Source organism: Mycobacterium sp. TH-M82 (assembly GCF_057473605.1).
In genome coordinates, this window is the sequence record NZ_JBYCKY010000836.1 from 1 (window position 1) to 1,746 (window position 1,746).

The 1,746-nt window shown below is 69.5% G+C and carries 2 protein-coding genes; one reads left to right on the forward strand and one right to left on the reverse strand.

From position 1 onward, the window contains the following. A partial coding sequence (locus AC2VON_RS24285; RefSeq protein WP_486955124.1) for an HNH endonuclease family protein occupies window positions 1–939 on the reverse strand: 939 nt, incomplete at its 3' end. A 110-nt stretch (window positions 940–1,049) separates the two neighbouring features. Between AC2VON_RS24285 and AC2VON_RS24290 the strand changes: the two genes are divergently transcribed. Further along, the coding region (locus tag AC2VON_RS24290) for a pseudouridine-5'-phosphate glycosidase (protein WP_486955125.1) at window positions 1,050–1,746 on the forward strand (697 nt) is incomplete at its 3' end.

Sequence of the window (1,746 nt, forward strand, 5' to 3'; positions counted from 1 at the left end):
GGGCGGCAACCACGTCGCGGCATCGCCGGCTTCCTTTTGTTCGTTGATCCAGCCCTCGGTGGCCTGCAGGTTCAGCGGATCGTTGGCGAAGTTGCGCGCAGTGACCTCGTCCCACTGCTGGGCACCCTTCTGCCAGGCGTCCAACAGCGCGACGATGTGGTCGATCTGTACCTCGCGCGAAGTGCTCCGGCCGCGCTGGAAGTCGACGGTGGTGCCGGTGTAGGGATCGTTCAATATCCCGGACAGCACGACGCATCCGTCGGTTCCCGGCTTGGTCTCGATGTCGACCAGGTCGCGGCGCAGGATGTCATTGCGCGTGTCGCAGCCGTTGTGGCCGTCGGCGACGGTGACGTCGTCGCTCCATGCCGGACCGAACAGCTCCCGGTCGTAACCCGTCTTGGGAGCGCGGCCCTTGATTAGCAGGGTGTCGAGTTTGCCCAGTTCGGCGTTGGTGTCCGGGTCGTCGACCGGAACGGGGTCGGCCTCTGAGGTAGCGACCGGCGTGACGAGCCCCCGGGTGGCGGTGACATCACCGCCACCGGCGCCGGCTACCAGTCCGAGCACCATCAGCCCGCTCAGCGCGCCCATCGCGGCCAGTAACGACGCACCGATGGATTGCCGGGAACCGGGGCTTTCGGTCTTCCCGCGCAGCCACGCCGCCGTTGCCGGGATGAGCATCAGGGCGCCGAGGCCGGTGGCGGGTATCGCCCACGCGCGTCGCTGTGCCAGCGCGGTCCTGCATTGATCATCCTGGTCATCGACTGTCTGCTGGATCAAGTGGCCGTGGTAGGCGTTGCCGCACGTGATCTGGATGCCAAATCTGTCGTAGTCGCCGAGGGAGACCGGCAGCGCGAGCGCCGCCAGGCCGCCTGCGAGCAACACCGCGCCCACGACCGTGACCAGCCGACCACGCAGCCCCACCCGTGCTGATTCGCCCATGCGTCGATTATCGCCCGCCCGCCGGACATCTGCTATCCGCTGGCGGTTGCCATGCTGGTGGCGCCGAACACCGAACAACGGTGTCGGGCAGGCTCTATAGGGTGCAGCACGTGCGGATTCAACCCGAGGTGGCGGACGCGCTGGCCGCCGGCCGGCCGGTCGTCGCGCTGGAGAGCACGATCATCAGTCACGGGCTGCCGCGTCCGGACAATCTGCGCACTGCCCGCGCGATCGAGGACGCGGTGCGCGCCGGCGGTGCGGTACCGGCCACCGTCGCGATCATCGGCGGCGAGCCGCACGTCGGCCTCGACGCCGCGGCGCTGCGGCACATCGCGGAGAGCCACGCGGTGGTGAAGGTCGGTATCCGCGATGTCGCTACGCTGGCCGCCCGGGGCGGGGACGGCGCGACGACGGTCGCCTCTACCGCGCACTTCGCGGCGGCGGCCGGCATCACGGTGTTTGCCACCGGAGGACTGGGCGGTGTGCATCGGGGCGCACGCGACAGCTGGGACGAGTCCGCGGATCTGACCACCCTGTCGCGGACCGGTGTGCTGGTGATCTGTTCGGGCGTCAAGTCGATGCTGGACATCGGGGCCACGTGCGAGCGGCTGGAGACGCTCAACGTTGGGGTGATCGGCTACCGCACCGACCGATTCCCCGCCTTCTACCTGGCCGACTCCGGCCATCCCGTCGACTGGCGGGTGGAGACACCGCAGCAGGCCGCGCAGGTGCTGCGCGCCCGACGCCGGACCGGCACCGACGGATACGGGCTGGTGCTGGTCAACCCGATCGCGCCCGGCGACGAGC